This window comes from Bradyrhizobium sp. BEA-2-5 (assembly GCF_032918025.1).
Lineage (GTDB): Bacteria > Pseudomonadota > Alphaproteobacteria > Rhizobiales > Xanthobacteraceae > Bradyrhizobium > Bradyrhizobium pachyrhizi.
On record NZ_CP136629.1, the window covers coordinates 5,286,668 to 5,311,866 of the forward strand.

Sequence of the window (25,199 nt, forward strand, 5' to 3'; positions counted from 1 at the left end):
GCCTGTCATGAATTGTGCCGACACGTCAGCGCCGGACCAGTTCGGGGACACGCATGGACTATTTCAAGCGCTTCAACTTCCTGTTCGCAGCACCCGTGTTCGACGCCGACGACCTCGAAGGCGTTCGCTTCAACCAGATCATCGAGGAGATCCAGCGCTCCGGATTCGAGGTGGTCCGGGCCCGCAAGCTGGAGGATGCCGAGATGGCCGTGCAGACCGATGCGGCGATCGGCTGCATGGTGGTCGACTGGGGCAAGAAGGGCCTCGAAGGCAAGACCTCGGCGCTGATCAATCTGATGCGCCGCCGGGGCCTCGACTTCCCCATCATCCTCCTGATCCGTCGCAAGCGGTTCGAGGATCTGCCGGTCGAGGTGCTCGATTTCATCGACGGCTATGTCTTTCTGTCCGAGGAGACGCCGCCCTTCATCGCCAAGAACCTGATCAGCCGTCTCAAGCAATATGCCGAGACGCTGAAGACCCCGTTCTTCGGCGCGCTGGTCGACTATGCCGAGGAAGGCAACCAGCTCTGGACCTGTCCAGGCCATAACGGCGGCGTGTTCTACAACCGCAGCCCGATCGGGCGCGTGTTCGTCGAGCATCTCGGCGAATCCGTGTTCCGTGACGACCTCGACAATTCCGTGCTCGATCTCGGCGACCTCCTCACCCATGAAGGCCCGGCGCTGAAGGCGCAGAAGGAAGCGGCCCAGATCTTCGGCGCCGAAAAGACCTATTTCGTGCTCAACGGCACCTCGACGTCGAACAAGGTCGCACTCGGCGCCCTCGTCACCGACGGTGACCTCGTGCTGTTCGACCGCAACAACCACAAGGCCGCCCATCACGGCGCTCTGATGATCAGTGGCGGCGTCCCCATCTACGTCCCGACCGTCCGCAATGCCTGGGGCCTGATCGGCCCGATGCGCTGGGACATGCTCGACGAGAAGGCCTGCGCGAGGCCATCCGCAACCATCCGCTGGTCGGGGACCGCGACGCCTGGCGCAAGGAGCGTCCGTTCCGCGTCGCCGTGGTCGAGCAGTGCACTTATGACGGCTCGATCCACAGCGCCGAGATGATCCTGAAGCGCATCGGCCATCTCTGCGAATACATCCTGTTCGACGAGGCCTGGGCCGGCTTCATGAAATTCCATCCGCTCTATGCCGGGCGCTTCGCCATGGGCCTGGCCAATCTCCCTCCTGAGGCCCCCGGCATCATCGCGACGCAGTCGACCCACAAGCAGCTGGCGAGCTTCTCGCAGGCCTCGCAGATCCACATCAAGGATCGTCACATCCGCGGCCAGAAGCGGCGCGTCGAGCACCGCCGCTTCAACGAGAGCTTCATGCAGCACGCATCGACGTCCCCCTTCTATCCGCTGTTCGCCTCGCTCGACGTCGGTGCGCAGATGATGAAGGGTCGCTCCGGCGAAGTGCTGTGGGACGACACGATCCGGCTCGGCATCGAATTGCGCAAGAAGATCCGGGCGATGCGCCGGGAATTCGAGGAGAAGGAGACGCGGCCCGAGCGGCGCTGGTTCTTCGAGCCGTTCGTGCCGGATCGCGTCATGATCCCCGACGTCGCGCGCGAGAACGGCGTGCACAATGTCGCCTGGGAGACGATTTCGACAGACCAGCTCGCGACCAACCCGTCCTACTGGCAGCTCAATCCCGGCGAGACCTGGCACGGCTTCCCCGAGCTGACCGCGGGCTTTGCCATGACCGATCCGAACAAGCTGACCTTGCTCACCCCCGGATTCGATCGTGCGAGCGGCGCCTATGCCGAGCACGGCATCCCCGCACCGGTGGTCGCGCAATACTTGCGCGAGAACCGCATCGTCCCCGAGAAGAACGACCTCAACTCCCTGCTCTTCCTGCTCACGCCCGGCGTCGAGGCGAGCAAGGCCGGCACGCTGATCTCCGGCCTCGTCGCGTTCAAGAAGCTGCACGACGACAACGCGCTGCTCGAGGACGTCATCCCGGAATTCTACCGCCGCCGTCCGGGCCGCTACGCAGGCGTGCGTCTGCGCGACCTCTGCGGCGAGATGCACCGCTTCTTCCGAGCCGCCGACGTCAGTGCGCTCCAGGCTCGGCAGTTCATGCCCGAGCACATGCCCGAGATCGCGATGTCGCCCCGCGACGCCGCGCGCTATCTGTTCCGCAACGATGTCGACTACCTGCCGATCGAGGCGATCGCCGGCCGCATCGCCACCACACCCTTCGTGGTCTATCCGCCCGGCATCGCCACCATCGTGCCCGGCGAGCGGCTGACGGAGCGGGCCAAACCCATGATCGATTATCTCAAGATGTTCGAGACCTGCTTCAACACGTTCCCGGGCTTCGACGTCGAGATCCAGGGGGTCTACAAGGAGATCGACAACTCCGGCCGCGTCCGCTTCTACACCTATGTCGTGTCCGAGTAGGCGAACGGACGCAACACAATGGAGAATGATCACAAGATTACCGTCCGTCCGTCCCGCGACGGCGACGTCGACGCCATGCTGTCGATCTACCGCCACCACATCCGCCGCGGCGTCGAGGAGAGCGTCGACGACAGCGGCACGCCGGAGCCCGACGATCTGCGCGACCGCCGCAAGAATCTGCGCAACACCCGCCTGCCCCACCTCGTCGCAATCTGTGACGGCGAGGTGGTCGGCTATGCCTATGTCGTGCTGTTTCGCAAGCGTCCGGCCTACCGCTACACGGTGAAGCATTCGATCTATGTGCATCACCGCTTCACCGGCCAGCGGGTCGGCGGCCGGCTGCTGCAGGAGTTGATCGACACCTGCGCCGCCGCCGGCTTCCGCCAGATGATCGGCTACATCGACAGCGACAACGCCGCCTCGCTCGCGCTGCACGACCGCTTCGGCTTCGCCCGCGTCGGGCATTTGCCCGGTGTCGCCTATCGCTACGGCCGCTGGTCCGACACCGTGATGGTGCAGCGATCGCTCGGCGCCGGGGCCACCGTCCCGCCGCCCCCCGCGCCACTGTCGCGACGGTGATGGGAGTTGGCGGCACCGCTCTTTCCACATTCGTCGTCCTGGCGAAAGCCAGGAGGTAGATTCACATTCGAAGTGCAACACTTGAGCAAAGGCCTCGGCAGGCGTGCGGTAGTCAAGGCATTTGCGCGGGGTGTTGTTGTAGGCGGCGATGAACTGGCGGAATCTGGCGGTCGAGAGGGTTACGAGATCGGTCTTGCGGGGAATAAAGCGGCGCATCCTGCCGATAGCGTTCTCGATGCCGCCCTTCTGCCAGGGGGCGTGGGGATCGCAGAAGAAGGTCTCGATCGAGAGGCGGTGCAGCGCCAGGTGACCGGCGAACTCGGTGCCGTTGTCGAAGGTCACGGTCTGGCGCAGCTCCTGTGGCAGGGTCGCGAAGAAGCCCACGAGATGGCGGGCGACACCGCGCGCGACCTTGCTGGCAAGGCGGATGCCGAGCAGCAGACGCGAGGTGCGCTCGTGCACGGTCAGCACGGCCTGACCGTATTTCGAGAACATCATCAGGTCGGCCTCCCAGTGTCCGGGCACGCTGCGGTCGGCCACTTCGATCGGCCGATTTGCCAAGGAAACACGGCCTTCGATGAAGCTTGCGGGGCTGCCGCCCCTCTTGCCGCGGCGGCCGCGCTTGCTCTTGGCGCGCGGCAGATAGCGCCGCCAGTTGAAATCCGTGGTGCGCCTGAGTTGGGCATAGATGAAGCGGTAGATGGTCTCGTGCGAGATCACCTTGCGCCCGGACTCGCGGGCCAGCCGGCCGGCGACCTGCTCGGGCGACCAGCCCCGGCGAAGGCGTTCCAACACCGCGCGGCGCAGGCCGGGCTCCCGTTCGAGGCGTCCGCCCGTCCAGCGCCGCGCTCGCATCTGGTGCTGGGCATAGTTTGGCTTGTAGCCGACCTGGCTCCCCCGATTGCGCCTCAGTTCCCGAGAGACCGTTGATGGCGAGCGATCCAGAGCTGCCGCGATTTGCCGGACCGAGCTGCCATTGGCCGATAGGCAGGCAATCTCGCATCGGTCGTCCAGAGAGAGCTGCTTGTAAGTCCGCCCCATGGCAACACCTCCTCAAGGAAGTGTTGCACTTCGTTTGCGAACTCAGGGGACCCATAACCACCGAATTCGGTGACGAACGGAGTCGCGGCCCCAGCGTCGCGCAACAATCGAGATTCGGGGTAATGGGTCCTGGCTTTCGCCAGGACGACGATGAGTATGGTTCTCGATTCAGGCAACGCGGCGTCATCACCCGCGCATGCGCGAAAGCGGATGATCCAGTATTCCAGAGACGTCGGTGCGTCACCGAGAAGCCGCGGCGTACTGGATCGCCCCGTCCCGTCTACGCCAAGGCTTCGACGAGGCCATGCATCCATGGCGCGCCGAAGCTTTAGCGGAGGCGGCGAGCCGGGCGATGACAGATGAAAACGGGGACACAGCTTCGCGTTCTCGCGACATGATGCTGGGTTGCCCGTCGGGCTAATTTGTCGCACCTCTCCCCGTACCGCGAGCGAAGTACGCCGTTGGCTCTACCCATCTTACAGGCTGCAAGGCGCAAGCGACCTGAACGCGCTACTCCAGCGTAAAGCCGACCCGGAGCGCCACCTGGTAGTGCCGGATCTTGCCGTCCTCGATATGGCCCCGCGTCTGCACCACCTCGAACCACTTCATTTCCCGGATCGTCTTTGACGCGCGGCTGACGGCGTTCTCGATCGCCGCCTCGATGCTCTTGTCCGATGATCCGACCAGTTCCAGGATTTTGTAGACGTGATCCTTGTCGTGCGTGGCGGGCATGTCGACCTCCTCTGTGGATGCGCGATCCGGACCGCTTGCGCTGCGGTCCGGACAGTCCATCGTCCGATGCGGGCCGGCCGTCGTCAAACCGACGAATGCTGCGCGGCAACACAGCGGACGAACTGAATCAACGTGTCGCGGCGCCTTTGGTGCCAGCATGCAGTTCGTGCCAGCTGCGCACCCGCCCTTGTCCGTGCCTTGACCTATGGTAGCATGGTTTCATCAAGTATTCGGGAGCGATACGATGTCCACTGCGTCCAGCTCACCCGCCACACCTCCTCACAGCCTCGGATCCGGGCTTTCCAACCTCCGCGCCAAGTGGGGCTGGATCGTCGCCCTCGGGGTGATCTACCTGATCGCCGGCGTGCTCGCCTTCGGCAGCGTCTTCTTCGCCACCGTCGTCAGCGTGCTGTTCGTCGGCGCCATGATGATCGTCGCCGGCGTCGCCGAGATCATCAACGCGTTCCAGTTCAAGACCTGGGGCAAATTCCTGTTCTGGCTGCTGCTCGGCGCGCTCTATGTCGTGGCGGGCTTCATCACCTTCGAGAACCCGCTGCTCGCCGCGGCGACGCTGACGCTGTTCCTCGGCATCGCGCTGGTGGTGTCGGGCATCGTCCGCATCTTCCTCGCCTTCGGCATGAACTCGGAAGCGCCCTGGGGAATGGTCGCGATCTCCGGCCTGATCACGCTGGTGCTCGGCGCCATGATCCTGGCGCGCTGGCCGGTCTCGAGCCTCTACGTGCTCGGCATCTTCCTCAGCGTCGATCTGATCTGCGCCGGCGTGAGCTGGATCAGCATGGGCATGGCGCTGAAGCGCAGGACGTGAGGCGCGATCGTCGCCTCAGGCACGATCGACGGGTGGGTTAGCCAACGGGTCCGCCCGCAGGGCGGCCCGATGGCAGGCTCCGCGCAACCCGCCGCATGTTTCGCGCGCGGAGAGATGGCGGGTTACGCTTGCGCTAACCCGCCCTACCCTCAATCCACCTGCAAGCCTCAGGGCTGTGCGAGGTGCCAGGCGCCGTTCAAGAATCCGTCGCCGGTGATGTCGCCGGGCTTCTGGTCCTTGGCGAAAGTGTAGAGCGGCTTGCCCTTGTAGGCCCACTGCTTCGAGCCATCGTCGCGGGTGATGATGGTGTAGCCGTCGCCGGCGGCGTCGCCCGCCTCGGCCTTCAGTACCGGCCAGTTCGTCGCACATGGACCGTTGCAGGCCGACTTGCCGTCCGCATCCTTGTCGAAAGTGTAGAGCGTCATGCCCTTGGCGTCGGTGAGGACGGAGCCTTTCGCGGTGGTTCCGGTCTTGGTCGGCGGCGCGGCAAAGGCGGCTGAGGCGAACACAAACGACACGGCGGTGGCGAGCGCGAGCGAGATCGACGTCTTCATGATGTCTCCTGTTCGAATGCAAATGGCTTGCATGCGTTAGGACGCCGGAGGGCGCGCACTATTCCGCTGATGGCGCGCGAAGAATTTTCGAAACAGCCGTCAATGCGAGGGGAATAAAGCCGCAGGCGCGTGCCGATACCTTCCCGTAGCCCGCATGAGCGCAGCGACATGCGGGAGACTCCGCCCCGGATGTCGCTTCGCTCATCCGGGCTACATTACCGCTTGATTTCCTCGACCGCGCGGACCAGCGGGCGGTCGGAGAGCTGGATCGGGCCGGAGAACGGCGTGCTCATTTCGAGGATCAAGTAGATCGCGGCCGAGATCAGCGCCGCGGCAGCGACGGTGGTCGAGATCACCACCGCGTTGCGCGGCGCGCGAAAGCCGAGGGTTGCGAACATCAGCGTCAGCCACCCGACCAGGATGCAGATCAGCGGTGACGGAAACGAGCCGTCGGACTGCTCGACAAAGGTCCAGCGCTGCTGCACCGCCTGCCGGTAGACCGACCGCGCGTCGTTCCACAGCGCGACCTTCTGCTCGTCGTCGAACCTGAGCTCACGGAGGCTGTTGCCGACCTCGTCGAGCAGATGTTCGGACACCTCGTTCGCCCGCGAGATCGGGACATCCTTGAGCACCTGCTCGACATAGGCGAGCAGCCGCTTGCGCGGCTCGTCGGCGCTCGGGCCGAGCGGCCGCATGCTGCGGTCGAGCAGGATAATGTCGGTGGCGAACACATGCAAATTGCGGTCGACCGCGACATAAGTGTTGGCGGCACTGTTCATCATCAGGCCGAGCAGCAGCGACGGCATGGTGACGAACAGCGTCGCGACCAAGCGTACCGAGGTATTGGTTTCGTCGCTGCGGTGATGATCGGCGAGCCGGGCATGGATCGCCATGGTCGCAAGCGCGGCGCCGCCGAGCAGGATGAAGATCAGGACAGCGACGATGAATGCGACCACGGCTTGCGAGAACCTGCGAGAGAATCAGGTCCGCAGGATAGCAAGGGACGCCCGGCGGTGCATGTCCGGTTGACTAGCCGTCCCCACGCGCTATCCAGTCCGCACAGGTTTGGGGGGACGTCCGGCGAGAGCGCGAGGGGCGCTCCAGAGGAGATACCACGTGCATATCGTCGACGACAGCGAGGTCAACCGCGTCCTGAGCTTTCCGGTCCTGATCGAGGCGATCGAGGCCGCGCACCGGCGGCCGAAGATCGCGGTGCACGACGGTTATCTCGGCGACGACAAAGGCCAGCAGCTGGTGACGCGCAGCGCGGTCGATGCCGGCCGCTTCATGATGACCAAGCTCTACACCAGCTTTCCCGGCAACCTCGCCCACGGCAAGCTGCCGGCGGTGCAGGCGGTCTGCGTGCTGTTCGACGGCAATGACGGGCGTCCGCTCGCGGTGATGGACGCCGCCGAGATCACCCATTGGAAGACCGCCGCGGATTCCGCACTCGGCGCCAAGCACCTGGCGCGGCCGGATGCCGAGACGCTGCTGGTGGTCGGCGCCGGCGAGATGGCGCGCTGGCTGGTGCGCGGCCACCGCACCGTGCGGCCGCAGCTGAAGCGGGTGCGGGTCTGGAACCGGACCGTGGACCGCGCCCAGGAGCTCGCCGCGCTGCTGGAAGCCGACGGCATCGCGGCCGAGGCCGTCACCGACCTCGACGCCGCGACCCGCGAGGCCGACATCATCACCACCTGCACCCGCTCGCGCGAGCCGCTGGTCAAGGGCGCCAATTTAAGGCCCGGCACCCATCTCGACCTGGTCGGCGGCTTCACCCCGGAGACCCGCGAGTCCGACGACGAGGCGGCGCGGCGTTCGCGCATCTTCGTCGACCGCCGCGAATCCGCCTTCGACGGCGTCGGCGACATCCTGCAACCGATCGCGAGCGGCGCGATCACCGAGAGCGACGTGCTCGGCGACCACTACGATCTTGCCCGCGGCACCGTCGCCGGCCGGCTGTCGGATAGCGACATCACCTTCTTCAAGAACGCCGGCGGCGGGCACCTGGATCTGATGACCTGCGAGACGGTGTTGGCGCAGTTGGGGAAGGAGCTGCGGTGAACGGAACTGTTCTGTTGTCCGGATGAGCCAACGGGTCGCACGAACGTGGGCCCGATGACGGGCTCCGCAACATGCGGGATCACCTCCCCGGATATCGCTTCGCTCATCCGGGCTACCCGGCAACCGCTATAGAACCGTAGGGCGGCTTGCGAACCGCAACCGCAACCCGCCCTACGTTCCCTACTCCGCGGCCTGCTGCGCCGGCGCATCCAACGCCTCCGACACTTTCGGCGGCGACATCGGCAGGCTGTAGAAGCGTTTGCCGAGCGCGTTGTGGACGGCGTTGGCGACCGCGGCCATCACAGGCACCAGCGGCACCTCGCCGACGCCCTTGACGCCCTGCGGATGCTTCGGGTTCGGCACCTCGACCAGCGCGCAATCGAGCATCGGCAGGTCGGAGCAGACCGGCATGCGATAATCGAGGAAGCCCGGATTATCGACCTTGCCGTCCTTGTTGTAGATGTACTCCTCGTTCAGCGCCCAGCCGATGCCCTGCGCGACGCCGCCCTGCAGCTGGCCCTCGACATAGCTCGGATGCACGGCGCGGCCGACATCCTGCACGGCGGTGTAGCGAATGACGCGGACGATGCCGAGATCGACATCGACCTCGACGTCGCAGATATGTGTGCCGAAGCCACCCTCCGCGCCTTGCGTGTTGAGCTGCACGCTGGCGCCGATCGGGCCGCCCTGCGACGGCGCCTTCTCGGCGAGGTCGGCGAGCGTCAACGGCTCGAACTGGCCGGCATTCGGGCTCACCGGATGCGCGGCACCGTTCTCCCACTTCACGGCTTCAGGGTCGATCTCCCAGAGCTTCGCCGCGCGCTCGCGCAAGGTCGCGATCACCTTGTCGGCCGCCTGCGTCACCACCATCGAGGAGGCGAACAGCACCCGGCTGCCGCCGGTCAGGTTGGAGAAGCCGACCGTCTGGGTGTCGCCGATGATGACGGAGACGCGCTTGTAGTCGATGCCGAGCAGTTCGGCGCAGATATTGGCGATGCCGGCGCGCGAGCCGCCGATATCGGGATGCCCGGTCGTGACGACGACGTTGCCGTCCTCGGTGATGTTGACCTGCGCGGAGGATTTACCGCCGGCGTTGAACCAGAAGCCGGACGCGACGCCCCTGCCCTGCAGCTTGCCGAGCGGCGCGGCATAATGCGGATGGTTCTTCGCGGCTTCCAGCGTCTCGATATAGCCGATCCGCGGGAACACCGGGCCGTGCGCCGCCTTGGTGCCTTCCTTCGCCGCATTCTTCAGCCGCAGCGCTAAGGGGTCCATCTTGAGCGCCTCGGCAAGCTCGTCGAGCACGCACTCCACCGCATAGGCGCCGATCGGCGCGCCCGGCGCGCGATAGGCCGCGACCTTGGAGCGGTTGGAGCAGACGTCGAACCCCTCCGACAGCACATGCGGGATGTCGTAGGGCGCGAAGCTGCATCCGACTGCACCGCGGATCGGCGAACCCGGGAAGGCGCCGGCCTGCAGATAGAAGCTGCCATGGGCGGCGACGATGGTGCCGTCCTTCTTGGCGCCGATCTTCACCGTGCTCTTCGAGCCCGAGGTCGGCCCCGTGGCGCGCATCACCTCCTCGCGGGTCATCACCATCTTCACCGGGCGACCGGATTTCCTGGCGAGCAAGGTCGCGAGCGGCTCGAGATAGACGATGGTCTTGCCGCCAAAGCCGCCGCCGATCTCGGCGGGGATGGCGCGGATGTCGCTCTGCGGGATGCCGGTCAGCATCGAGGTCATCGCGCGCACCATGAACTGGCCCTGGCTCGACGACCAGATCGTGGTCTTGCCGTCGGCCGCGACCGAGATCAGGCAGGCATGCGGCTCGATATAGCCCTGATGCACCGGGCGCGTGGTGAAGGAGCGCTCGATGACGACTTCAGCATCCTTGAAGCCCTGCGCGATGTCGCCCTTCCTGGATTCGAGACGGCCCATGATGTTCGAGGGCTTGCCGTCGAATCTGTTGAACTCGTGCAGGATCGGCGCATCCGCCTTCAGCGCGTCGTCGATCTCGATCGCCCAGGGCAACACCTCGTAGTCGACCTCGATCAGCTTGCAGGCTTCCGCCGCGATCGCCTCCGTGGTCGCGGCGACGGCGGCGACGGGATGGCCGGGGAACAGCGCCTTGTCGCGCGCCATCACGTTGCGGCACATCCAGCGCATGTCCTGGATGCCGAGCATCACCGCGCCCTTCTCGATCGTGAAGTCGACGATGTCGCGCGAGGTGACCACCGCCTTGACGCCGGGCAGCGCCTCGGCCTTGGCGGTGTTGATCGACCTGATGCGGGCGTGGGGATGCGGGCTGCGCAGCACCTTGCCCCAGATCATGCCGGGCATAGTGGTGTCGGCGGCAAACGCCGCGCGGCCGGTCACCTTGTCGACGCCATCGGGCCGGATGGTGCGCTGGCCGATCCATTTGTTGTTGACGACGTTCATGGGCGCATCTCCCGCATTTCGGCAGCGGTCTCCATCACCGCGCGGACGATCTTGTCGTAACCGGTGCACCGGCAGAGATTGCCGGCAAGCCAGAAGCGGACTTCCTCTTCGGTCGGGTTTGAATTCCTGGCGAGCAGCGCCTCGGAGGCGACCAGCATGCCCGAGGTGCAGATACCGCACTGAAGCGCGGCGTGCTCGAGGAACTTCTGCTGCAACGGATGCAGCTTCTCGCCCCTCGCCATGCCCTCGATGGTCCTGATCTCGTGGCCTTCGGCTTCGGCCGCGAGCATCAGGCAGGAGCAGACCAGGCGGCCGTCGAGCGTGATCGAGCAGGCCCCGCAATCGCCGGACGCGCAGCCCTCCTTGGAGCCGGTGAGCCCCAATTGCCCACGCAGCGCGTCGAGCATGGTCTCGTAGGGCTCGCACAGGAATTCGACCGGCTCGCCGTTGACTGAGGTGATGACGTGCAGTTTCGCCATGGTGCTAGTGTCCTCCCGCGCGCTGGGCGGCGATCGCGGCGGTGCGCTTGAGCAGCACGCCGGCGGTTTTGGTCCTGTAGGCGATGGTGCCGCGCTTGTCGTCGATCGGACGGCAGGCGGCGCGACACGCGGCGGCGGCTGCTTCGAGCGCGGCATCGTCGAGCTTCGAGCCGATCAGCGCCTGCGCGGCAGGCTGAACCAGCAGCGCGGTCGGCGCCACCGCGCCGAGGCCGACACGGGCCGCGGTGCAGACGCCATCCTTCAAGGTCAGGCTGACGCCGATGCCGACCACCGCGATATCCATCTCGGTGCGCGGGATCATCCGCAGGTAGGCGTCACCCGAGCCTTTCGGCCGCGGCGGCAAGGTGAAGCTGACCAGGATCTCGCCCGGCTTGAGGTTGGTGCGGCCAGGTCCGGCCGGCACATCCTCAACCTTGATGTCCCGCCGGCCATCCGGCCCCTGCACGGTGACGACGGCGCCCGCTGCGATCATCGCCGGCACGCTGTCGCCGGCCGGCGAGCCGTTGCAGAGATTGCCGCCGGCGGAGGCGCGGCCCTGCACCTGCTTGGAGCCGATCAGGTTCACGGCCTCGAGCACGCCGGGCCACACCTTGCCAAAGCGCGCATGCTCGGCGAGCTCCATGCCGGAGACGGCGGCACCCACGCGGAAACCGCCATCGGCGGTTTCGCTGATCTCGGTCATCTCGCCGATCTTCTTGATGTCGACGATCAGTCCCGGCCGCACCAGGCCGGAGCGCATTTGCACCAATAAGTCGGTGCCCCCTGCCATAATGCGGGCGGCACTCCCGGCGGCAGCAAATGCGCCAATCGCTTCGTCAAGCGTGCGCGGTGCTACGTATCGGATATCGGTCATGACGGTTCTTTCGGTCTCCCTCGACTGCTTGTTCCCTTAAGATTTGCGGGATGTGGCCTTATTGCTGGCCGGCAGACCGCGAGCCTACACGGCGGATCGGGGTCCGAACAGCCTGCGAGGTGCGGCAGGAAGCGCAGGCTCCTATGCAGGATGCGGACTTGTGCGGTGCCGGCGGCACCGCGCGACCTTCGCTTTGCGGCGCGCTCGCGACCCGCCGCGACGAGGCCGCCGACAGATCGGTCAGGCCCGACCGCGTTTGCCGGAGCCGATCCCAAGCATCGAGAACATCCCGATGACGAGCAGCGCCGCCGGAATGCACCACCACAACACATAGCCGAACATGTATTCGAAGATCGTGCGCCGGTAAGGGGGAAGCGGATTGGGCAGCGCGCCGGCACGCTGCATCTGCTCGATCTTCTCCTGCGACAGCTCGTGGTAAACGTTGAGCGGGCGGCCGTTGAGGTCCTTGCCGGAGCCCTTGACCATGAGGGCATAATAGCCCGTCATCTTGTAGGGCAGGATGAAGGAGTGCGTGAGGCTCACATAGCCTAGCGCGAGGGCTTCGCCCTTGGGACCCTTCTCGGTCAGGTCCTGCAGCTGCTGGTAGCTGTATCGCGTGCCGAACTCCGCGGCGCGCACGTCCTGACCGGACACCGCCATGGCGGCGAACACGAGAAGAACGAGCAGACCGCGGCGCATGGCGTCTTGCCTCTCAAAGGGACGCGGCGGTTCGACCGCCGCACGTTCATCGAGCAAGCTACCGGAAAGGTGTCCAACCCCGGCTAACCCAGGCAATACAAGTGTCAGCAGCCGGTTAAGTCCTCCTCAACCTCGTCGGGACGTGCTGAGCGCGGCGAAGCCCGGAACCAATGCCTGCTCGGCGATGTGCTCAAGCCGCGAGCGCACACGGCTGCGCAACCGCGCAACCGGACCGAACGCGATGGCGCGGCTCTTGCTTGCTTTCAACAACGGATTGGTGAAGCATGCCGGCGCAACGGCAGATCGGGAGACGGCGAATGGTCGAATTCTCGCGCAGAACGCTCCTCAAATTTGCGGCCGGCGTGCCGCCGGCGATCGCGGCGCCGGCCATCCTGTCATCGCGCGCCTTTGCCGCGGGCAAGGGCAAGACCATCACGGCGGTGATGCATTCGGATCTGCGCATCATCGACCCGATCTTCACCACGGCCTACATCACGCGCGACCATGGCTACATGGTTTACGACACGCTGCTCGGCATCGATTCGAGCTTCAAGGTCCGCCCACAAATGGCGGACTGGACGATCTCGGACGACAAGCTCACCTACACCTTCACGCTGCGCGACGGCCTGAAATGGCATGACGGTGCGCCGGTGACGGCGGAAGACTGCGTCGCTTCGCTGAAGCGCTGGGCCGCGGTCGACGGCATGGCGCAGAAGCTGGCCGAATTCACCGCTTCCCTCGAGGCCAGCGGGCCGAAGACGATCGTGCTCAAGCTCAAGGAGCCGTACGGCCTCGTGCTGGAGTCGCTGGCAAAGCCCTCCTCCTACGTCGCCTTCATGATGCCGAAGCGCCTCGCCGAGACGCCGCCGGATAAGCAGATCCCCGAGCAGATCGGTTGCGGACCGTTTAAATTTATACAGGCGGAATTCCAGCCGGGCGTGAAAGCGGTCTATGAGCGCAACGCCGACTACGTGCCGCGCAAGGACAAGCCGGATTGGCTGTCGGGCGGCAAGGTCGCGAAGGTCGATCGCGTCGAATGGGTCACGATGCCCGACGCGCAGACCGCGATCAACGCGCTGCAATCCGGCGAGATCGACTTCCTGGAACAGCCGTCGGTCGACCTGCTGCCCGCGCTGGAGGCGAACTCCGATCTCGCCGTGGCCGTGCTGAACAAGTTCGGATTCCAGACGGGTGCGCGGATGAACTTCCTCCATCCGCCATTCGACAACGTCAAGGTCCGCCGCGCAGCACTCCTGGCGGTCAAGCAGAAGGACGTGCTCGATGCCACCGTCGGCAACGCGAAATATTACGAGATTTGCGGCTCCTATTTCGCCTGCGATACGCCGCTCGCCAGCGACGCCGGCGCCGAGACGCTGATCAAGGGCAGCGGCATGGCCGAGGCGAGGAAGGCGCTCGCCGCCTCGGGCTATGACGGCACGCCCGTGGTGATCATGATCCCCGGCGACGTGCAGACGCTGAAAGGACCGCCGACGGTCGCGGCGCAGCTGTTGCGCGCGGCCGGCTTCAACGTCGACGCGCAGGTGACGGACTGGCAGACCGTGGTGAGCCGCCGCGCCAGCCAGAAGCCGCCCAAGGAAGGCGGCTGGAATTTGTTCTTCACCTTCACCGGCGCGACCGAGGTGATGAACCCGATCGTCAACAACCAGATCGCTGCGAACGGCAAGCGGGCGTGGTTCGGCTGGCCCGAAGACGCCAAGCTCGAGCAGATGCGCGACGCCTATGCGCGCGCCACTTCGCCCGAGGAGCAGAAGAAGGTCGCGGTCGAGATTCAAAAGCAAGCCTACGAGCAGGTGATCTATATCCCGCTCGGCCAGTTCCGCTTGCCGAGCGCCTGGCGCAAATCGCTCACCGGCGTGCTGGAAGGCCCGGCGCCGCCGGTGTTCTGGAACGTCGACAAGACCGAATAGGATTGGCGACGCGATCGACGCGCCGCCGATCATCTTTGGGCCAGCCGAGGCACGTCGGAATGTTCATCGGTTCAGCCACCGAGGCGCTTCACCTCTCCCGCTTGCGGGCCCTGCAAAATATCGAAAACAACCCCATGCAAAGGAGCCGGCGGCCACCGGCGTTCGACAGAGCAACTTGACACGTCGGGCAAATCAGGAATACATTTCCAATATTCCGAAATCGGCCGAACCATTGGCTGCGATTGCGCGTCATTCGCAGCACCCCAGCGTTGCCGATAACGAGGGCGTGGACTCATAGAGGTCCGCTTCTGACGGCGGCGCAGTAATTGCCGTGCTCGACCGTCGTCGACTGCTTTTGACCTAGAACGGAAATCAGAGCTCGATCGCTGGTGAAAATCACCGAACGCAGCAGCACGCGCCGTGCCGGGTTGCTGGCGGCCGCGCGTTGCGGTCGGGCAACACTTTCTGGAAAAAGCGTGGCGCCAACTGCTTCCCCCATTGCGCGTTTTCATTTTGATCCGAATGATCGATGCCGTCGCGTGCTGGGCGGTGCAACAGGGCTCGGATCGAGCCTTTGGAGGCTACGGGGTGATGAACCCGCGGCGAATTGCGACTCCGGAGTTGTGCGGGACGGTCATTCTCGCAGGTTGGCTCCTTGCCTGGCTTGCCGGCTCTGCCGGCATCGGGAACAGCGGCGCGGTGTCCATCAAGGACCTCGCACCATCTCTCGCCGCCAACGCCGAACTGGCTGATACGCGACAGGCCACGGCAGTCGACAACGTCACCAAAGTGAATGCTGAAGCAGCGATGGCTGCAGAGCCCGTAGCGGGGCCGGCGTCCGACACGACGGCCCCGCCGCAGGCAGGCGTCATGGGTAACGCCGTCGCCAACGCCGATGCGGCGATAGCGGTTGAATCGGCGCCGGCGACACCCCCTGATGCGACAGCGACCTCGAACGAGCCGAAGTCAATCGTCGTGGCTGCGTTGCCCGATCCGTCGCAGACGCTGCCGGCCGAAACATCGCCGGTGCAAGCGGCGACGGCGAGCCCGCCTCCAGTGTCGAGCGACACCGAGGAGGCCGCGAGACCCCTGGATATTTTCGAGGAGTGCCTCGTCGTCGATGTCTGCATCGACCGGTACCTGTGGGCGCTCTACCAGCGGACGCCGAAGGAAGACACGATCAGCGTACAAGAGCAGCGGAAAGTGACCGTCAAGAAGAAGCGCAAGACGGTGACTGTCACCAGGACGTTCACCCGGCGCGTCAATAACGATTTCACGTGGAAGGATCCGAAGGCGGCGGAACGAATGGGCATGCCGATGATCGACTACGTGATTGGAGGGGTGGATCGGAGCTTCAAACTCAAGCTGTTTCACGCGCTTTACGCGGCGGAGCAGGCCGGGTTGGCGCCCGGCATCACCAGCGCGTTCCGCGATGACTACCGTCAATCGATCGCGAGCGGTCTGAAGGCGGCGTCCGACAAGTCATACCATGGAGGGAGCTTCCGCGGCGGCTATGGCCACGGGCTTGCCGTCGATGTCGTGAGCGTCAAAGGCGCGACGCGGGCGGAGCGTTGGGTCTCCACCGATGCCCTTTGGAAATGGATCGATGCGCGTGGACCGGATTTTGGAATCGGGCGACCGTATCTCGATCGAGATCCACCGCATGTCGCGCCGATAGACGGCAAGGAATACGCCGCTCACCGCGGCGGGACGAAAGCTCAGCACGCGGAAGCGGATCGCAAGAAGCGCGACCGGGGCGCTGTGCGGGTCGTGGCAAAACGATCGAAGACCGCAAAAGCGTCGAAGGGGAGAACGATCTGATCGGGTTCGGCTGCGCCTTCCAACACGACGCGGGCAAGAATGCCTAGCAATCCCATCATCGTGCAAAAATACGGCGGCGTCTGTCTCGAAACACCGGCAAGAATCCGCGCGGCCGCAAGCCGTGTCGCCGATTTGCATGGCCGTGGTCATCGTGTCGTGGCGATCGTTTCAGCGATGGGCAAGACCACCGATGAACTCGTCAGGATGGCCTATCAGGTCAGCCCGCATCCCAATCGCCGCGAACTCGATATGCTTTTGACCACCGGCGAGCGCATCAGCATGGCCTTGATGAGCATGGCGCTGGCTGATCTCGGCGTGCCGGCGATCAGCTTTACCGGCAGTCAGGCCGGTGTCATGACCGACGGCTCCCATTCCTCCGCACGCATTCTGGACGTGCGGCCCATTCGCGTGCGCGAAGAACTCGATCGTGGACGGATCGTGGTTTTGGCGGGCTTTCAGGGCGTGAACCCGCTGACCAAGGAAATCACGACGCTTGGCCGGGGTGGCAGCGATACCACCGCGGTCGCCATGGCTGCGGCGCTCAAGGCGGAGTGCTGCGAGATTATCAAGGAGGTCGACGGAGTCTGCTCGGCTGACCCGCGCATCGTCGCGGACGCAAAACCCTTGCGTCAGCTGGATTTCGCATCCCTATCCGAAATGTGCTTCTGGGGCGCCAAAGTCCTGCACTTTCGCAGCGTGGAGCTGGCCCACAGCCAAAACGTGCCTTTGGTCCTGAGAAAGTGGGGCGGCGCTCGACACAGCACGCAAGTGATGAAGGAGGTCGCAGACATGGAGAACGGAAAAGTCCTGGCCGTCAACTCGATGGCCCGCATTGAGCATGTGGAGATCAATTCGGCGGACCTCAATCAAGGCTTTGAGAAGTTCGCGCAGCATCTCGAGCAAAATGGCTTGCCTTGGCCGCAACTCCTCGCCTCGGCTTTCACCGCCGAAAAAACCCGCATCATGATGACTTGCGATTCTGAGGCACTCGACGCGTTGCTGCGCACACTGGAACGGAGCAAAGACCTGCGCAAACAGCGCGAGACGCTGAGTTCGGTGAGCCTCACTTGCTTCGGCGGCATTTCCTCGGACCTGCCATACAGGGCGGTTCAGATTCTGCAACGTCACGGAATCATCGCCGACAAGTATGTTTTGTCATCGCATTCGGTAAGCTTCTTTGTTCCGGTGGAGAGCCGTGAGGCCGCGGTCATGGCTTTGCACTCGCTGATCTAGGCCATGAACCCATAAACGCGCCGCGCTGACGCATTGTCAGTGTCCGCTGTGCCCCGATAGCCCACGCATTGTTGCACAGCAGCTTGGCGAACAACGCTGCAAAGTCCCTAGTCCGAGCCAATTCCAACATAGCTCGCGCAACAATCTTGCACCCTCATGAGATCAGTAACACACTTCGGTGCCCTGCAGTCGCGGGATGTCGCGACCATTATGCGTTTCATTCTCTGATCGTACCATCATAAAAAAGGGAGAATTGACACCATGCCGGACGATTCCGAAAAAGGTCTCGATCGCCGCAACTTCTTGGTTGCATCTATCGCCACCGCTGGAGCCTCGGCCGCCTTCGCTGTCAACGCTAACGCTGCTGGCGAAGCGTCGGCTGCGTCGGCGGGGACCGTCTATACCGGCGATGTGATCCAGGGGAAGAAGGTCATCAGCGCGCTGGACGTCAACGACCTTGAGCCCGGGCAGAAGCATCTCTTCTATTTTCAGGGCGTGCAGATGCCTACGGGCAAACACTGGAATGTGTCGGTAGTGGTCGCGAAGGGGGTAAGGCCAGGCAAGCGCGTCCTTCTGATCAGTGGTGTGCACGGCGACGAGATGAGCTCGATCCATACGGTCATGACCGTGATGAACCAGCTCGACCCCAAAAGTATGTCGGGCACGGTGATGGCGGTCACCGATGTGTCTCGCCCCGCCTTGGAAAGCATGCAGCGGCGATGGCCCAACGTGGGGTTGGGTGCCGACCTCATAGACATGAACCGAGTATGGCCGGGAGACGAAAACGGCCCCACCCCGACCAGCCGACATGCGGGGTTGCTGTTCAATCGTCTGCTGCGGCCGAACGCCGACTTCGCCATCGATTTCCACACCGGAGCAACCGGCTTTAGTGCCAGTGCCTTCAATATCGGCGATATGAATATTCCGGAGGTCAAGGCGATGCTGGAACTCTTTCCCGTTACCCAGATCTTCAATAATCCGGTGTATCCGGTTGTTCTCCATAACGCTCTGATTGACGTGGGCATTCCTGCGTTCTGCTCTGAGATTGGCCCCGCTCGGGTACTCACTCCTGATATGATCGATCTGTTCGTTGAGGGTACGATGAACGTACTCAAACACCACGGTATCGTATCCGGCCCGATGGGCAAAACCGGCAAGGACGTGACTGTTTTCATTGGCAACAGTGGCTTCCCGATTGTTGCGACCGAAGCCGGCTTCGTCGAACCTCTGGTTAAGCTTCACGACAGGGTCAACCCTGGGCAGAAGGTCGCTGTACAGCGCAACAGCTTTGGCGAGATTGTTGCCGAATATATGAGCAGCGTCACGGGGGAGGTCTTTGCACTGCGTACTGACGTGACATCTGAGCCGGGCAATCCTCTGCTGTTTATTCTTTTCGAGAAGCCGACGCGGGAGGGCATGGAGTCTTATCCCGAGTAGTTCGCCCGAGCACGTTCCGTCGTGCGCGTGCACCAGCACGGAGCCTGCATCGCGGACAACGATCGCCAAGATATGGGTCGCTCGCGAGGGGGCCTGACGAGGCCGCGCCCTAGTTGAAGTTTGGCAAGGGACGACGTCGCCCGTCGGCCCTTGGCATCCAGACCGGCTTCGCTATCGCCTGCTTGAGAACGAAGCGGACGCGGTTTTGTGAGTACGTGCCCTATTTCGGATGCCACCAGCGTCCGCCGATCACGACGCCTTCGGATGCGATCTTGCGATCGCCCGTAGATGTTCGCCGACCACATCGACATAGTCGAACGTCCCCCTGCCGGACAGAGGAATTTCGACATCGTCGTCACCTGGTCGAATGCCGATCCGTCGATGCAGAGCTGATGGATGCCGGAGCAGATGGTGTCGGGGTAGAAGCCGTTGGCGAGCATCGCGCGCGCCGTCTTCACGCGGCGATGGAGCGCAAGGAGCGCAATGTTCCCGGACGAAGAACTCACGCCGCACAGGAACGTGGCTCGCCGATCAGTCGGGAGTATTTCCACGCTGCTTCGGGCAAAACGCCCGATGACATTGCGAGACCGCCTGCACGCGCGAATGCTAGGAGTGTGTTACGAGGGAATGCTTGCGCGGCAGCAGGCAGCCAAGCGCCGGCGCCTCCTCGACGGTCGTACCACGCCTGCCACAACCCGGTGCGTGGATGACTCGCCATCATGACTGCCGACCGTGGAGCCACGCGATGCGCAAGGGCTGGTTCAGGCCGACAATCGGAGTTGCGATCATCAGCCTCGGTCTGCTTGCTGCGGCCGACCTGTTTGCCGAAGGCCGCAAATACGATCCCGGTGCCAGTGATACCGAGATCAGGATAGGACAGACAATGCCCTATAGCGGCCCGGTGTCGGCATTCTCCGTCATCGGCAAGGTCCAGGCCGCCTACTTCCGGATGATCAACGAGCGGGGCGGCATCAACGGCCGCCGGATCAACCTGATCTCCTACGACGATGCCGCGACGCCGGCGAAGACGGTCGAGCAGGTCCGCAAGCTCGTCGAAAGTGACGAAGTCCTGTTCATGTTCCAGTCGGTGGGCAACGCCCCCAACATCGCGATCCAGAAATATCTCAACGACCGCCACGTTCCCCAACTCTTCGCGGGCGGGCGGTCGATGCGGTTCGAGGATCCCGTCAACTTTCCCTGGACCATGGGATTCGCGCCGAACCTGCAGACCGAGATCCGCGTCTATGCGCGTTTCATTCTCGACAATTACCCGAACGCCAGGATCGGCCTGCTCTATCAGAATGACGAGAGCGGAAAGGAATATCTCGCGGGGCTGAAGGACGCGCTCGGCGCGCGGGCGCCGGCCATGCTGGCGTCCGAAGCCCCCTATGATATGACTGACCCGACCATCAACTCGCAGGTGGTCCGGCTCAAGGCTGCTGATGTCGACGTGCTGATCGACATGGCCGCGCCGAAATTCGCCGCGCAAGCCATCCGCAAGACCGCCGAGCTCGGTTGGAAGCCGCTGCATTTGCTGGGTGTCGGCTCGTCCTCGATCGACGCGGCGCTTGCGCCGGCGGGGATCGAGCACGCCCGCGGGCTGATTTCGGCGAGTTCTTTCAAGGAAGCCAGCGACCCGACCTGGGCCGACGATGCCGGCATGAAACGATGGAGCGCCTTCATGGCCTCCTATTACCCGGAAGGCGACCGGAACAGCCTCTTCACGACCTACGGCTACAGCGCCGCCGAGCTGCTGGTGCGCGTGCTGCACCAATGTGGCGACGATCTCTCGCGCGACAACATCATGCGCCAGGCCGCCAGCCTGAAGGATGTCAGACTCGATCTGCTGTTGCCCGGCCTCGCCATCAATACCAGCCGCGCCGACTATCGCGTGGTGAAGGAGTTCCGGATGATGCGCTTCACCGGTGAGCGATGGCAGCCTTTCGGGCCGGTCGTCGCCGACTAAAGCGCGATGAGATTAGGTTGAATCGTCATCGCGCCTTAGCTCTTTGTTTGAGCATGATCTTTTCGGAAAACCGCTTCGCACTTTTCCGGATCATGCTTTAGAACGCCGTTCCGATGGAATCGGAACGGGATTCCATATCCATGGTTCAAACGCGTTTTCCTCAGGCACGCCGGTACCGACTTCGCTCAGGAGCGCTCAAGGTCGGATCATCGGATTGATCGATCAGCCTTCCCTGAGGAAACCTTTTATCAATGCCCGAGCCGCGCCTCCGTGCCGGCCAGCAGCCGCTGAATGTTGGCACGATGGCGCACGATCACGTAGATGCCGCCTGCGATCACCAGCAAGCGATAGGGCAACGGTTGCTCCAGGCCGCAGACGAGGACGATCGCCGTCAATGCCGCCACCATCGAGCCGAGGGAGACAATCCGAAAGACAGCCACCACAGCGCCAAAGGCCGCCGCGGCGCCCAGGCCTACCGGCCAGGACATCGCCAGCAACACGCCGAGCCCGGTCGCAGCGGATTTGCCGCCGGTGAAATTCAGCCAGATCGAACGGCCGTGCCCTAGCAACACAGTAAGCCCGGCCAGGCAGACAGCCCAGGACACGCACGTTTGCGGATCAAGCGCTGCCGGCGGCGTGACGGATGGCAAGGTGTACAACCAGGGATAAAACCAGCGGGCGAACAGGATTGCCGCTACGCCTTTCAGCACGTCGACAAGGAGCACCGCCAATGCGGGCCACTTCCCCAGGGTTCGCAATACGTTCGTTGCCCCGGTGGATTTGGAGCCATGCTGGCGGATATCGATGCCCCTCAGCAGCTTCCCCGCCAGATACCCCGTCGGCGTCGAACCGAGCAGATAGGCGATCGCCAATCCAGCCACACCCGCGATCCAGAAGATCATGTCAGTCACCTGCCCTCGGCGGCGCGTCCATCAATCCTAACGCGGATGCCACCAGCGGCCGCCGATGACGACGCCTTCCGAGACGATCTTGCGATCGCCGATCAGGTGCTCGCCGACGACGTCTTCATAGTCGAACTGCCCCTGCCTGACCGAGATCAGCGTGGCGTCGCCGATGCTGCCCGGCTTGAGGCTGCCGAGCTCGGGGCGGCGCAGCGCCATCGCCGCGTTCACGGTCGAGGCCGCGATCACGTCCGGCAGCTCCATGCCCATGCACAGGAACTTCGACATGGTCGTGACCTGGTCGTAGGCCGGGCCGTCGATGCAGAGCTGGTGGATGTCGGAGGAGATGGTGTCCGGATAGAAATCGTTGGCGAGCATGGCGCGCGCGGTCTTGAAGGCGAACGAGCCCTTGCCGTGGCCGATGTCGAACAGCACGCCGCGCTCGCGCGCGTCCATCACCGCCTTCTTCACCGTACCTTGCGCGGTCGCCGGCGTGTTCGGGAACGGGCGGAACGCGTGGGTCAGCACGTCGCCGGGCCGCAGGCGGGCCAGCACCTCCTCATAGCTCGGCGGCGGGTGGTCGATATGCGCCATCAGGGGCATGCCGACCTCGTTCGCGACCTCCAGCGCAATGTCGAGCGGGACGGCGCCCGATGTGCCCGAGGAGTGCAAGCCCACGCGCACCTTGATGCCGACGATGAGGTCGCGGTTGGCATCGGCCACCTTGGCCGCCTCGATCGGATTCATCAGCCGCAGCTCCTCGCTCTCGCCGACCATGATCCGGTGCGAGAAACCAAAGATGCCGGCATGCGAGACGTGCAGGTAAGCGAGGATGCGAACCTGACTCGGCTCGATGACATGCTTGCGGAAGCCGGCGAAGTTGCCGGGACCTGCGCTGCCGGTGTCGACCGCCGTGGTGACGCCGGAGAGACGGCAGAATTCCTCGGCGTCGATGCCGAGCGAGGTGCCGCCCCAATAGACATGGGTGTGCAGATCGATGATGCCTGGTGAGACGATCAGCCCCGAGACGTCGCGGACCTCGGTGGCTGGATCGGCTTGCAACCCGCTGCCGATCGCAGCGACCTTGCCGCCGGCAAAGGCGACATCGGTCACGGCATCGAGTTTCTGGGACGGGTCGATCACCCGCCCTCCGCGCAGGATCAAGTCGAAAGGCATCATGGTCTCCGGATTCGGTCCGGCACGATGGTCGACTTCGCCGGCGCCTGCAAGCCGCTCAACCGACGCAGGCCTGCTAAGAAACCGGCGCGGTCGCTGTCGCGCGATCCGCGCCCTTGTCAGCGACCATGTCCGATCCCTTGTCCGCTCCGCTGGCCGACGCGACGATGGCCGCAATGGCGGGATTATGCGCCGCCTCCGAGGCAGCAATGATCTCGCGGGCCCAGCGGTACGAAGATTCGAAGATTTCCTGATGGCGGTCGAAATCGGTGACGTCGATGCCGTCGGGCGTCGGCGGACGCATCACCATGTCGAGCGGCGTGGTCGGCAGCGTATCATAGCGCTGATGCGCGACGAGGCTTCGCCACAGCACGTTGACGGCGCTCGGCGCGGCCGGAAGCAATTTCTTGCGGAACGGCGTCAGCAGCGATGCAAGCAGCTCAAGCCGCCCCGGCAGTGCGGCGTAGTCGACGTCGAACATCTCGGTTGCCGGGTCGCCGAAATGGACCACCAGATTCGGTCCGCTCTTCATCTGGTGCATCTGCGCCAGCGGAACGTTGTCGACGAGGCATCCGTCGACCAGCATCGAGCCGTCCCTCGTATAGAACGGCGGCAGCAGACCGGGGATGGCGCTCGACGCCCGCACCGCCTGCCACAGCAGACCGGTGCGGATCAATTCGAGATTGTGCGTCGACAGATTGGTCGCGACCGCCGCGAACGGCCGCCAGCAGTCCTCGATCCGGCAATTGTGGCCGTACTGATCGGCGAGCGCGGCATCGAACGCCTTGTGGTCCAGCAAGGCGTAGCGTGGCCAGGTCGGGCGGCGGAAGCTGCGGCTGGAGACGAAGATCTCATGCGTGCCGCGCTCGAGATGCTCGGCGTCGTAGTTCTTGGCAAAGCCCGCCGCCATCGCCGAGCCGACGCTGGTGCCGACAAAGATGTCGAACATCGCGCCGCGCTCGCGAAACGCCTTGTAGACGCCGACATGCGCGGTGCCGAGGCTGCCGCCGCCGCCGGCGACAAATCCGACGGCGCGACCGCACAGGAAGCGAACCAGGCTGTCGATGTCGAGCTGGTCCTCGAGCGCGACGTGATGATGCATGAAGCAGGGCAGCCGCGCCAGCCACGCCGCGGTGCCGCTGACCTCGTGGCGCCTGACGTCATGAACCCGGACGAGGCGCCGCGTCGACGCCGGATGCACGGCGCAGGCGAAGCGTTCGATCTCCGTCAGATCGGGCGTGGGCGCATGGCCACGGCAGGCGAACACGACCAGATCGGCCTGGCGGATGGTTTTCCGCGCCCACTCCGATGCGTCAGGACCACCGAAATAGGCCACCAGCGGCGCGTCGTACTCGATCCTGTTGAGCCAGTCGGCGACCTCGGATGCGTCCAGCGCGCGGCCGGGAAACATCGCCTGAACCCGCGCGAGGTCGACGATCTCGGCACCCGCAGCGGCAAGGCCTTCGCGCAACCTGTGCTCAAAGGCGGCAGGCACCGGTTCCCGTCCGCCTGGGATCAGCGCGACGGTGCGCGCCTTTGGCGACGCCCGGAGCGGCAACAGGCGCGCGGTCTCGGTGGCAAACCGCCGTGCAAGCGCAGCCAGCAGCGCCTCGACGATCTCGGGCGTTTCCCGCGCCAGCGTCGTATAGGCGGCGCGCGTCAACACCAGCACGCTGGTATCGCGGATCGCAATCACATTGGCCGTGCGCGGGATATTGGCAAAGAACCCGATCTCGCCGACCAGTTCGCCGGCGCGAAGTTCCGCGATCGGTTCGGGATGACTGGTCCGGTACACCGCGAGCGCGCCATGCAGCACCAGGAACAGCGCGTCGGAGGCGCCGCCCTGCTCGACCAGCAGCTCGCCGCGCACGAGGTCGCGCCGGGTCATGGCGCCAAAGGCGATCAGCCGCTGCTCCGCGCTGAGGGTTCTGAACAGCGCGAAGTCCTCGGACACGTTTCCCCACGCAAACGTCGCGCTCGGCGGCACACGGTTCGAATGCATGATCCGATGTTAGCGCCGGGCCGTCGTCCCGGCGAGCGAT

Annotated in this window: 18 protein-coding genes and 4 pseudogenes; 10 read left to right on the plus strand and 12 right to left on the minus strand. The window is 64.4% G+C overall.

All coding sequences use genetic code 11. From position 1 onward, the window contains the following. Positions 1 to 53: 53 nt before the first annotated feature. Both RX327_RS24905 and RX327_RS24910 read left to right on the plus strand, forming a co-directional pair. Positions 54 to 2,410 (plus strand): annotated as a pseudogene (locus RX327_RS24905) (Orn/Lys/Arg decarboxylase N-terminal domain-containing protein). Positions 2,411 to 2,428: 18 nt separating this feature from the next. Continuing rightward, positions 2,429 to 2,989: an N-acetyltransferase family protein gene (locus tag RX327_RS24910; RefSeq protein ID WP_317247415.1), complete on the plus strand. Its 561-nt coding sequence runs from the start codon at positions 2,429 to 2,431 to the stop codon at positions 2,987 to 2,989. A 180-nt stretch (positions 2,990 to 3,169) separates the two neighbouring features. Here the strand turns inward: RX327_RS24910 and RX327_RS24915 are convergent. Together RX327_RS24915 and RX327_RS24920 are read right to left on the minus strand one after the other, a co-directional pair. Continuing rightward, positions 3,170 to 4,030: pseudogene (locus RX327_RS24915) on the minus strand (IS30 family transposase); the annotation flags it as partial. 510 nt (positions 4,031 to 4,540) lie between these two features. Further along, entirely contained in the window at positions 4,541 to 4,762 is a 222-nt protein-coding gene (locus tag RX327_RS24920; RefSeq protein WP_026192947.1) for a dodecin, read from the minus strand. A 244-nt stretch (positions 4,763 to 5,006) separates the two neighbouring features. On the opposite strand from RX327_RS24920, the gene RX327_RS24925 reads away from it, so the two are divergent. Further along, positions 5,007 to 5,588, plus strand: a complete 582-nt coding sequence (locus RX327_RS24925; protein WP_028336143.1) for an HdeD family acid-resistance protein — start codon at positions 5,007 to 5,009, stop codon at positions 5,586 to 5,588. Positions 5,589 to 5,755: 167 nt separating this feature from the next. On the opposite strand, the gene RX327_RS24930 is transcribed toward RX327_RS24925, so the two are convergent. Both RX327_RS24930 and RX327_RS24935 read right to left on the minus strand, forming a co-directional pair. Then, positions 5,756 to 6,142, minus strand: coding sequence for a hypothetical protein (locus RX327_RS24930; protein ID WP_317247416.1), 387 nt, complete (start codon positions 6,140 to 6,142; stop codon positions 5,756 to 5,758). 215 nt (positions 6,143 to 6,357) lie between these two features. Beyond that, positions 6,358 to 7,098, minus strand: coding sequence for a DUF4239 domain-containing protein (locus tag RX327_RS24935; protein WP_028336141.1), 741 nt, complete (start codon positions 7,096 to 7,098; stop codon positions 6,358 to 6,360). 160 nt (positions 7,099 to 7,258) lie between these two features. Here RX327_RS24935 and RX327_RS24940 point away from each other — a divergent pair, with 160 nt between their 5' ends. Continuing rightward, a complete protein-coding gene (locus RX327_RS24940) occupies positions 7,259 to 8,203 on the plus strand; it encodes an ornithine cyclodeaminase family protein (protein ID WP_028336140.1) in 945 nt (314 codons plus the stop codon). Positions 8,204 to 8,383: 180 nt separating this feature from the next. Here the strand turns inward: RX327_RS24940 and RX327_RS24945 are convergent, their stop codons facing one another. The 4 genes from RX327_RS24945 to RX327_RS24960 all read right to left on the minus strand — a co-directional run bounded on the left by RX327_RS24945 (position 8,384) and on the right by RX327_RS24960 (position 12,694). Beyond that, the gene (locus RX327_RS24945; protein WP_317247417.1) at positions 8,384 to 10,642 is read right to left on the minus strand and encodes a xanthine dehydrogenase family protein molybdopterin-binding subunit; all 2,259 of its coding nucleotides are present in this window, start codon (positions 10,640 to 10,642) and stop codon (positions 8,384 to 8,386) included. Beyond that, positions 10,639 to 11,121 (minus strand): (2Fe-2S)-binding protein, encoded by a 483-nt coding sequence (locus RX327_RS24950; protein ID WP_028336138.1) that lies wholly within the window; start codon positions 11,119 to 11,121, stop codon positions 10,639 to 10,641. The genes RX327_RS24945 and RX327_RS24950 overlap by 4 nt, the downstream gene beginning before the upstream one ends. A 4-nt stretch (positions 11,122 to 11,125) precedes the next feature. Then, on the minus strand, positions 11,126 to 11,986 hold the full coding sequence (locus tag RX327_RS24955) for a xanthine dehydrogenase family protein subunit M (RefSeq protein WP_317251317.1): 861 nt from the start codon (positions 11,984 to 11,986) through the stop codon (positions 11,126 to 11,128). A 249-nt stretch (positions 11,987 to 12,235) separates the two neighbouring features. Then, the gene (locus RX327_RS24960; RefSeq protein WP_152977731.1) at positions 12,236 to 12,694 is read right to left on the minus strand and encodes a hypothetical protein; all 459 of its coding nucleotides are present in this window, start codon (positions 12,692 to 12,694) and stop codon (positions 12,236 to 12,238) included. Between the two features lie 443 nt (positions 12,695 to 13,137). Here RX327_RS24960 and RX327_RS24965 point away from each other — a divergent pair, with 443 nt between their 5' ends. From RX327_RS24965 to RX327_RS24985, 5 genes and pseudogenes are all read left to right on the plus strand, one after another. Beyond that, positions 13,138 to 14,622 (plus strand): ABC transporter substrate-binding protein, encoded by a 1,485-nt coding sequence (locus RX327_RS24965; RefSeq protein ID WP_317251318.1) that lies wholly within the window; start codon positions 13,138 to 13,140, stop codon positions 14,620 to 14,622. Positions 14,623 to 15,144: 522 nt separating this feature from the next. Beyond that, positions 15,145 to 16,443 (plus strand): peptidase M15, encoded by a 1,299-nt coding sequence (locus RX327_RS24970; RefSeq protein ID WP_157346336.1) that lies wholly within the window; start codon positions 15,145 to 15,147, stop codon positions 16,441 to 16,443. Between the two features lie 39 nt (positions 16,444 to 16,482). Beyond that, entirely contained in the window at positions 16,483 to 17,676 is a 1,194-nt protein-coding gene (locus RX327_RS24975) for an aspartate kinase (RefSeq protein WP_317247418.1), read from the plus strand. Between the two features lie 261 nt (positions 17,677 to 17,937). Further along, positions 17,938 to 19,113, plus strand: a complete 1,176-nt coding sequence (locus RX327_RS24980) for a succinylglutamate desuccinylase/aspartoacylase family protein (protein ID WP_050385819.1) — start codon at positions 17,938 to 17,940, stop codon at positions 19,111 to 19,113. 15 nt (positions 19,114 to 19,128) lie between these two features. Beyond that, positions 19,129 to 19,212: pseudogene (locus RX327_RS24985) on the plus strand (IS5/IS1182 family transposase); the annotation flags it as partial. 121 nt (positions 19,213 to 19,333) lie between these two features. On the opposite strand, the pseudogene RX327_RS24990 reads toward RX327_RS24985, so the two are convergent. After that, positions 19,334 to 19,568 (minus strand): annotated as a pseudogene (locus RX327_RS24990) (amidohydrolase/deacetylase family metallohydrolase); the annotation flags it as partial. A 290-nt stretch (positions 19,569 to 19,858) separates the two neighbouring features. Between RX327_RS24990 and RX327_RS24995 the strand changes: the two are divergent. Continuing rightward, positions 19,859 to 21,079: an ABC transporter substrate-binding protein gene (locus tag RX327_RS24995; protein WP_317247419.1), complete on the plus strand. Its 1,221-nt coding sequence runs from the start codon at positions 19,859 to 19,861 to the stop codon at positions 21,077 to 21,079. A 248-nt stretch (positions 21,080 to 21,327) separates the two neighbouring features. Here the strand turns inward: RX327_RS24995 and plsY are convergent, their stop codons facing one another. From plsY to RX327_RS25010, 3 genes are all read right to left on the minus strand, one after another. Next, complete coding sequence (plsY, locus tag RX327_RS25000; RefSeq protein WP_317247420.1) at positions 21,328 to 21,981, minus strand: glycerol-3-phosphate 1-O-acyltransferase PlsY; 654 nt, start codon at positions 21,979 to 21,981, stop codon at positions 21,328 to 21,330. A gap of 36 nt (positions 21,982 to 22,017) precedes the next feature. Next, a complete protein-coding gene (locus RX327_RS25005) occupies positions 22,018 to 23,157 on the minus strand; it encodes an amidohydrolase/deacetylase family metallohydrolase (RefSeq protein ID WP_317247421.1) in 1,140 nt (379 codons plus the stop codon). Positions 23,158 to 23,233: 76 nt separating this feature from the next. After that, entirely contained in the window at positions 23,234 to 25,111 is a 1,878-nt protein-coding gene (locus RX327_RS25010) for a cyclic nucleotide-binding and patatin-like phospholipase domain-containing protein (RefSeq protein ID WP_317247422.1), read from the minus strand. Between the last annotated feature and the right edge of the window lie 88 nt (positions 25,112 to 25,199).

Bases quoted from the DNA above. Each gene is read 5' to 3' on its own strand.
- RX327_RS24950 (WP_028336138.1), bottom strand. From the start codon at position 11,121: ATGGCGAAACTGCACGTCATCACCTCAGTCAACGGCGAGCCGGTCGAA.
- RX327_RS25005 (WP_317247421.1), bottom strand. From the start codon at position 23,157: ATGCCTTTCGACTTGATCCTGCGCGGAGGGCGGGTGATCGACCCGTCC.
- RX327_RS24945 (WP_317247417.1), bottom strand. From the start codon at position 10,642: ATGAACGTCGTCAACAACAAATGGATCGGCCAGCGCACCATCCGGCCC.
- RX327_RS24995 (WP_317247419.1), top strand. From the start codon at position 19,859: ATGCGCAAGGGCTGGTTCAGGCCGACAATCGGAGTTGCGATCATCAGC.
- RX327_RS24930 (WP_317247416.1), bottom strand. From the start codon at position 6,142: ATGAAGACGTCGATCTCGCTCGCGCTCGCCACCGCCGTGTCGTTTGTG.
- RX327_RS24965 (WP_317251318.1), top strand. From the start codon at position 13,138: ATGCATTCGGATCTGCGCATCATCGACCCGATCTTCACCACGGCCTAC.
- RX327_RS24910 (WP_317247415.1), top strand. From the start codon at position 2,429: ATGGAGAATGATCACAAGATTACCGTCCGTCCGTCCCGCGACGGCGAC.
- plsY (WP_317247420.1), bottom strand. From the start codon at position 21,981: ATGATCTTCTGGATCGCGGGTGTGGCTGGATTGGCGATCGCCTATCTG.
- RX327_RS24920 (WP_026192947.1), bottom strand. From the start codon at position 4,762: ATGCCCGCCACGCACGACAAGGATCACGTCTACAAAATCCTGGAACTG.
- RX327_RS24975 (WP_317247418.1), top strand. From the start codon at position 16,483: ATGCCTAGCAATCCCATCATCGTGCAAAAATACGGCGGCGTCTGTCTC.
- RX327_RS24925 (WP_028336143.1), top strand. From the start codon at position 5,007: ATGTCCACTGCGTCCAGCTCACCCGCCACACCTCCTCACAGCCTCGGA.
- RX327_RS24970 (WP_157346336.1), top strand. From the start codon at position 15,145: ATGATCGATGCCGTCGCGTGCTGGGCGGTGCAACAGGGCTCGGATCGA.
- RX327_RS24980 (WP_050385819.1), top strand. From the start codon at position 17,938: ATGCCGGACGATTCCGAAAAAGGTCTCGATCGCCGCAACTTCTTGGTT.
- RX327_RS24960 (WP_152977731.1), bottom strand. From the start codon at position 12,694: ATGCGCCGCGGTCTGCTCGTTCTTCTCGTGTTCGCCGCCATGGCGGTG.